General features: G+C 72.0%; 7 protein-coding genes. 3 read left to right on the top strand and 4 right to left on the bottom strand.

From position 1 onward, the window contains the following. Positions 1-1,019, top strand: a 1,019-nt coding sequence (locus BGO22_RS21205) for an FGGY family carbohydrate kinase (RefSeq protein ID WP_286852386.1), incomplete at its 5' end; no start/stop codon positions are given. Positions 1,020-1,048: 29 nt separating this feature from the next. Beyond that, complete coding sequence (gene proC, locus BGO22_RS21200; protein WP_286852385.1) at positions 1,049-1,882, top strand: pyrroline-5-carboxylate reductase; 834 nt, start codon at positions 1,049-1,051, stop codon at positions 1,880-1,882. 23 nt (positions 1,883-1,905) lie between these two features. Here the strand turns inward: proC and BGO22_RS21195 are convergent, their stop codons facing one another. The 4 genes from BGO22_RS21195 to recG all read right to left on the bottom strand — a co-directional run bounded on the left by BGO22_RS21195 (position 1,906) and on the right by recG (position 6,503). After that, positions 1,906-2,406: a GNAT family N-acetyltransferase gene (locus BGO22_RS21195; protein ID WP_286852384.1), complete on the bottom strand. Its 501-nt coding sequence runs from the start codon at positions 2,404-2,406 to the stop codon at positions 1,906-1,908. A 48-nt stretch (positions 2,407-2,454) separates the two neighbouring features. Then, positions 2,455-3,333 (bottom strand): 4-hydroxybenzoate octaprenyltransferase, encoded by an 879-nt coding sequence (gene ubiA, locus BGO22_RS21190; protein ID WP_286852383.1) that lies wholly within the window; start codon positions 3,331-3,333, stop codon positions 2,455-2,457. After that, positions 3,330-4,289: a hydrogen peroxide-inducible genes activator gene (locus tag BGO22_RS21185; RefSeq protein WP_070399504.1), complete on the bottom strand. Its 960-nt coding sequence runs from the start codon at positions 4,287-4,289 to the stop codon at positions 3,330-3,332. Before BGO22_RS21185 ends, ubiA begins: the two co-directional genes overlap by 4 nt. Before the next feature lie 117 nt (positions 4,290-4,406). Next, positions 4,407-6,503 carry an ATP-dependent DNA helicase RecG gene (gene recG, locus BGO22_RS21180; protein WP_286852382.1) on the bottom strand — a complete coding sequence of 699 codons (2,097 nt, stop codon included), beginning with the start codon at positions 6,501-6,503 and terminating at the stop codon, positions 4,407-4,409. Positions 6,504-6,566: 63 nt separating this feature from the next. On the opposite strand from recG, the gene BGO22_RS21175 reads away from it, so the two are divergent. Then, the coding region (locus BGO22_RS21175; RefSeq protein ID WP_286852381.1) for an S-adenosylmethionine:tRNA ribosyltransferase-isomerase at positions 6,567-6,873 on the top strand (307 nt) is incomplete at its 3' end.

The following is a 6,873-nucleotide window of genomic DNA, read 5'->3' as shown; positions in this document are numbered from 1 at the left end:
CCTTCGGCACCGTGGACAGCTGGCTGATCTGGCAGCTCACGCGCGGCGCGCGCCACGTCACGGACCACAGCAACGCCGCGCGCACCATGCTGTTCAATGTGAACACACGCGACTGGGACGACGAGCTGCTGGACCTGCTGCGCATCCCGCGGTCCCTGCTGCCCGAGACGCTGCCGTCCAGCGCCGACTTCGGCCAGGTGCACGCCGACTGGCTGGGCGCCGCCTTGCCCATTGGCGGCGTGGCCGGCGACCAGCAGAGCGCGCTGTTCGGCCAGGCCTGCTTCCGGGCCGGCATGGCCAAGAACACCTACGGCACCGGCTGCTTCATGCTCATGCACACCGGCGAGCGCTTCCAGGCCAGCCAGAACGGCCTCATCACCACGTCCTGCGCGCAGGCGCCGGGCCCGGCGCAGTACGCGCTGGAAGGCAGCGTGTTCATCGGCGGCGCGGTGGTGCAGTGGCTGCGCGACGGCCTGCGCGCCATCGAAGCCAGCAGCGGGGTGCAGGCCCTGGCCGAAAGCGTGCCCGACGCCGACGGCGTGGTGGTGGTGCCAGCCTTCACCGGGCTGGGCGCGCCGTATTGGCAACCCGACGCGCGCGGCACCATCACCGGCCTCACGCGCGGCACCACCATCGCGCACATCGCGCGCGCCGCGCTGGAGAGCATCGCCTTCCAGAGCGCGGCCCTGCTGCAGGCCATGAGCCGAGACGCCGTGGCCGCGGGCGGCGTGCCGGTGAGCGAGCTGCGCGTGGACGGCGGGGCCAGCGTGAACGACCTGCTGATGCAGATCCAGGCCGACCTGCTCGGCATTCCCGTGGTGCGCCCCGCCGTGGTGGAGACCACCGCGCTCGGCGCGGCCTACCTCGCGGGGCTGCACGCGGGCGTGTATCAGGGCACGGACGAGCTCAGCGCGCAGTGGCGCGCCGAGCGCCGCTTCGAGCCCCAGATTTCGCGCGAGCGGGCGGCCGAGAAGATGGCGGCCTGGGAGCACGCCGTGCGGCAGACCACCGCCGCCTAGGGCCGCGGCGCGCGGCGACAATCGCGCGCATGAACACGCCCGCATCCCCCTCCCCCCTCATCACCTTCATCGGCGGCGGCAACATGGCCAGCGCCGTCATCGGCGGCCTGCTGCGCCAGGGCCATGCGGCCAGCGCCCTCCAGATCGTCGAGCCCTGGGACGAGCAGCGCGCCCGCCTGGCGCAGCAGTTCCCCGGCGTGGCGCTGTTCGACGCGGCGGGCACAGGGCTCAAGCCGTCGGACCTGGTGGTCTGGGCCGTGAAGCCGCAAACCTTCAAGGACGCCGCGCTGGCCGCCGGCCCGCACCTGGGCAGCGCCCTGCACCTGAGCGTGGCCGCCGGCATCACCAGCGACAGCATGGCCGCCTGGCTGGGCACGCAGCGCATCGTGCGCGCCATGCCCAACACGCCCGCGCTCGTGGGCTTGGGCATGACGGGTTTGTTCGCGCGCGACGGTGCCTCGGCCGCCGACCGCGCCCTGGTCGAGGCTGTGGTGCGCACCACGGGCGAGCTGGTGTGGGTGGCGGCCGAGCGCGACCTCGACGCCGTCACCGCGCTCTCGGGCTCGGGCCCCGCCTACGTGTTCTATTTCCTCGAGGCCATGCGCGACGCCGGCGCGCGCATGGGCCTGCCGGCCGACACCGCGCTGCAACTGGCCGTGGGCACCTTCGTGGGCGCGGCCACGCTGGCCCAGCGCTCGGGCGAGCCGCCGCAGGTGCTGCGCGAGCGCGTCACCTCCAAGGGAGGCACCACGTACGCCGCGCTCACGGCGATGGAGGCGGCGGGGATGAAGGCGTCGTTCGAAACCGCGCTCCAGGCCGCGCAGCAACGCGCCGAAGAACTCGGCCGGGAGTTCGGGAAGTAAACCGCCCTCGGCATGGCGGCCCTTCAGCTCAGGGTGAGGTGCATGTGGACCTTGGCGAGCGGGCGCCCGTCCACCACGATGGCGCGCGGCTCGGTGCCGAACGCAACGAAGCCGGCCTCCTGGTACAGCCGGATGGCGGATGCGTTGCCTTCGGTGACGGTGAGCACCAGGTCCATCCGCCCGATGGACGCCGCATGGGCCATGAGCGCCCGCAGCAGCCCGCGCCCCCAGCCGCGCCCGGCCGCTTCCCTTGACACATACATCGCCACCACCGTGCCCTGGTGCCGCTGCTTGGCGCGCGACGGGCAGTCGAGGCCGACCATGCCCACCAATGCGCCGCCGTCGTCGAACGCGCCCCAGAAAGGCACCTCCCCCGACGCCAAGCGCTGCCGCGATTCCTCGAGCGGCCGCGCGCTCGCCTCTTCCCAATCGGAGGTGAAGGCCTCGGGGTGCTCACGCAGCGCGCGCAAGCGCAGTTCGCGGTAGGCGGGCGCGTCGTCGGGCGTCAGGCGGCGGATGGGCATCTGTGACAGGGGTTGGGCAGAGAAGCATTGCCTGGGCGAGCCATGCGCTCAGACCAGGCCAACCGCCACCCCCACGAACAGCGTGAAGCCCAGCCAGTGGTTGGCGCGAAAGGCCGCGAAGCAGCCTTCGCGCGTGCGCGCGCGGATCAACGTGAAGTGCCACGCCACCTGGGCCAGCGCCACGGCCAGCGCGGCCAGCCACGCCAGGGGGCGCAGCTGCGGCCACAGGCCCAGGGTCCAGATCAGCAGGTGCAGCAGGTAGAAGGCCGTCACCGCCGCCACGTCGGCGCGGCCCAGGGTGATGGCCGAGGTCTTCATGCCGATGCGCAGGTCGTCGTCGCGGTCGACCATGGCGTACTCGGTGTCGTAGGCCAGCACCCAGAACAGGTTGCCCAGCAGCAGCACCCAGGCCAGCGGGGGCACGGCCCCCTGCACCGCCGCAAAGGCCATCGGAATGCCGAAGCTGAAAGCCACGCCCAGCACCGCCTGCGGCATGGACACCACCCGCTTGGCGAAGGGGTAGGCCAGGGTGATCGCCAGCGCCGCGAAGGACAGCGCGATGGTGAGCGCGTTGGTGGTGAGCACCAGGCCGAAGGCGATCAGCGCCAGCACCGCGCCCACGGCCAGCGCCTCCTTCACCGACACGCGGCCCGAGGTGACGGGCCGCTGCGCGGTGCGCTTGACGTGGCGGTCGAAGTCGCGGTCGGCCACGTCGTTCACGCAGCAGCCCGCGCTGCGCATCAGCACGGTGCCCAGCGTGAACACCAGCAGCAGGTGCCAGCCGGGAAAGCCGCCCGCCGCCACCCACAGCGCCGACAGCGTGGGCCACAGCAGCAGCAGCCAGCCGGCGGGGCGGCTCCAGCGGATCAGGTCGAGCCAGAGCGACAGGCGCGAGGGCGCCGGCGAAGCGGGGGCGGTGGTTGTCACGACAGTCTCTTCACGCCCGGCAGCTCGCAGGCGTAGATGGCGTTGCGCAGCTCGGCGATGGCCTCGTAGCGCGTGAAGCTGCGCCGCCAGGCCAGCACCACGCGGCGCGTGGGCGCCTCGCCCTGGAACGGCAGGTAGCGCACGTAAGGCGAATCGCCCAGGTCGTCGCGGGCCGCCTGGGGGCCGCCCAGGGCCGAGCGCGGCACCGACAGGCGCGGCACCAGGGTCACGCCCATGCCGGCGGCCACCATGTGCTTGATGGTCTCCAGCGAGGAGCCCTCGAAGCTCTTGCGGATGCCCTCGGTGTCGTTGGAAAAACGAGCGAACTCGGGGCAGACCTCCAGCACGTGGTCGCGGAAGCAGTGGCCCGTGCCTAACAGCAGCATGGTCTCGCGCTTGAGCTCGTCGGCCGTGATGTGGCCCTGCGCGGCCAGCGGGTGCGTGTGCGGCACGGCGGCCATGAAGGGCTCGTCGTACAGCGGCGCGATGGCCAGGTTGGTGTCGGGAAACGGCTCGGCCAGGATGGCGCAGTCGATCTCGCCCAGGCGCAGCTGCTCCAGCAGCTTGGTGGTGAAGTTTTCCTGCAGCACCAGCGGCATCTGCGGCGTGCGTTCGATCACCTGGCGCACCAGCTCGGGCAGCAGGTAGGGGCCGATGGTGTAGATGACGCCGAGCTTGAGCGGGCCGGCCAGCGGGTCCTTGCCACGCTTGGCGATCTCCTTGATGGCGGCGGCCTGCTCCAGCACGGTCTGGGCCTGGCGCACGATGTCCTCGCCCAGCGGCGTGACCGCGATCTCGCTGGCGTTGCGCTCGAAGATCTTGAGCTCGAGTTCCTCCTCGAGCTTCTTGATCGCCACCGACAGCGTGGGCTGCGAGACGAAGCAGGCCTCGGCCGCCTTGCCGAAGTGCTTCTCGCGGGCCACGGCCACGATGTACTTGAGTTCGGTGAGCGTCATGGGCTTATTGTGCCCCCCTGCGCCGCTGCGCGTCTTCCCCCCAGGGGGACCACGCCAGTGGCCCGGCGAAGCCGGTTCCACGGCGTGTCTGGATCAGACACGCGCGCCGGACTGGCTTCAGGCCTTCAGGTACTCGGCCTTGCTGCCGAGCCAGCGGGCCAGGTGCTGTTCGGCCTCGCGCGGGTGCTGGTCCAGCATGGCCTGCGCGGCCTCGCGCGCCCAGTCCAGCAGGTGGCCGTCGGTCGCCAGGTCGGCGAAGCGCAGCAGCGGCGCGCCGGACTGGCGCGCGCCCAGGAACTCGCCCGGCCCCCGGATTTCCAGGTCGCGGCGCGCGATCTCGAAGCCGTCGTTGGTCTCGACCATGGCCTTCAGGCGCTCGCGCGCGGTCTCGCCCAGGCGCCCGCCCTCGGGCGGCGAGTACATCAGCACGCAGGCCGAGGCCGCCGCGCCGCGCCCCACGCGCCCGCGCAGCTGGTGCAGCTGCGACAACCCGAAGCGCTCCGCGTGCTCGATCACCATGAGCGAGGCATTGGGCACGTCCACCCCCACCTCGATGACGGTGGTGGACACCAGCACACCCATCTGGCCCTGCTCGAACAGCGACATGACCGCCTTCTTTTCGGCCGGCGACATGCGCGAATGCAGCAGGCCCACCAGCACGCCCGGCAACGCCTGCGACAGCTCGGCGTGCGTGGCGGTGGCGTTGCTCAGGTCCAGGGCCTCGCTTTCCTCGATCAGCGGGCACACCCAGTAGACCTGCCGGCCTTCGTCGATCTGGCCGCGGATGCGCGCCACCACCTCGGCGCGCCGCGCATCGCTCACCACCTTGGTCACGATGGGCGTGCGCCCGGGCGGCAGCTCGTCGATGGTGGAGACGTCCAGGTCGGCGTAATAGCTCATGGCCAGGGTGCGCGGAATGGGCGTGGCCGTCATCATCAGCAGGTGCGGCTCCAGCGCGCCGCCGGTCTTGCCGCGCAGCGCCAGGCGCTGCGCCACGCCGAAGCGGTGTTGCTCGTCGATGAGGGCCAGCGCCAGGCGCTGGAACACCACCTGGTCCTGAATCACCGCGTGCGTGCCCACCACCAGCGCGGCCTCGCCGCTGGCGATGAGCGCCAGCATCTCCGTGCGCTGCTTCTTCTTCTGGCTGCCGGTGAGCCAGGCCACACGTTTGCCCAGGGGTTCGAGCAGCGGCTCCAGCCAGCCGATGAGCTTGCGAAAGTGCTGCTCGGCCAGGATCTCGGTCGGCGCCATCAGCGCGCACTGCCAGCCCGCGTCGATGGCAATGGCCGCCGCCAGCGCGGCCACCACCGTCTTGCCCGAGCCCACGTCGCCCTGCAGCAGGCGGTGCATGGGCACCTGGCGCCCCAGGTCGAGCGCAATCTCCTCGCCCACGCGGCGCTGGGCCGCCGTGAGCGCGAAGGGCAGCGCCGCCAGCAGCTGCTCGTGCAGGCCTTCGCGGCGCAGCGGCAGCGCGGGCGCGCGCAGGGCGTCGCGCTCGCGCTTGGCCAGGGCCTGGGACAGCTGCTGGGCCAGCAGCTCCTCGGCCTTGAGGCGCTGCCAGGCGGGATGGCTGCCGTCCTCCAGCGCGGCCAAGGCCACGTCGGGCGCCGGGTGGTGCAGCTGCTGCAGCGATTCGCGCAGCGTGGGACTCACGCGCGCCGTGCGCTGCAGCGAGGCCAGCAGATCGGGCGGCAGGGTCTCGCGCAGGTCCACCCGGGCCAGCGCGCCCACCACCGCCTTGCGCAGGTAGGCCTGGGGCAGCTGCGCGCTGGTGGGGTAGATGGGCGTGAGCGCGTTCGGCAGCTCGCCGCCCGCCAGCTTGAACGCCGGGTGCAGCATGGTGTAGCCCGCGAAGCCGCCCTTGAGTTCGCCGCGCGCGCGGATGCGCGCGCCCACCGCCAGCGTTTTCTGGTGCGAGGGGTAGAAGCTGAAAAAGCGCAGCGTGCAGGTGTCGCTGCCGTCGTCCAGCGTCACCAGCAGCTGGCGCCGGCCACGGTACTGCACCTCGCTGTGCGTGACCGTTCCCTCGATCTGCACCACCGAGCCCTCGCGCGCCTCGCGCAGGGCCACCACCCGGGTCTCGTCCTCATAGCGCAGCGGCAGGTGCAGCGCGAGGTCGATGTCGCGCTTGAGGCCCAGCTTGTGCATGGCCTTTTGCGGCGCGGACAGGGCCTTGGGCGGGGGCGGGGCGGCGGTGGCGGCGGGTTCGGCCATGGGACAATTCTGCCTTCGCCCCTCCCCCTTCCTTGGAACGGGTCCGTCCGGCCCTCAAGCGACATGACTTCTCCCGCCGACCACCGCCGCTTCACCCTGAGCGACTTCGACTTCGCTCTGCCCCCCGAACTCATCGCCCAGCACCCGGCGCCCGAGCGCAGCGCCTCGCGCCTGCTCGACGGCCGCGCCGACGCGCCGGTGGACCGCGTGTTCCACGAGCTGCCCGGCCTGCTGGACCCCGGCGACCTGCTGGTCTTCAACGACACCCAGGTCATCAAGGCCCGCCTGTTCGGTCGCAAGGCCACGGGTGGTGCCGTGGAGCTGCTGGTGGAGCGCGTGCTGCAGAACCACGAGGTGGTGGCGCACATGA

Source organism: Hydrogenophaga sp. 70-12 (assembly GCF_001897365.1).
GTDB classification, from domain to species: Bacteria; Pseudomonadota; Gammaproteobacteria; order Burkholderiales; family Burkholderiaceae_C; genus Hydrogenophaga; species Hydrogenophaga borbori.
The sequence above is the reverse complement of the archived record's forward strand: the minus strand, read 5'-3'. Positions and strand labels throughout refer to the sequence as shown.

Excerpts from the sequence above, each read along its gene's own strand:
- proC (WP_286852385.1), top strand. The coding sequence starts at position 1,049 with ATGAACACGCCCGCATCCCCCTCCCCCCTCATCACCTTCATCGGCGGC.
- recG (WP_286852382.1), bottom strand. The coding sequence starts at position 6,503 with ATGGCCGAACCCGCCGCCACCGCCGCCCCGCCCCCGCCCAAGGCCCTG.
- BGO22_RS21195 (WP_286852384.1), bottom strand. The coding sequence starts at position 2,406 with ATGCCCATCCGCCGCCTGACGCCCGACGACGCGCCCGCCTACCGCGAA.
- BGO22_RS21185 (WP_070399504.1), bottom strand. The coding sequence starts at position 4,289 with ATGACGCTCACCGAACTCAAGTACATCGTGGCCGTGGCCCGCGAGAAG.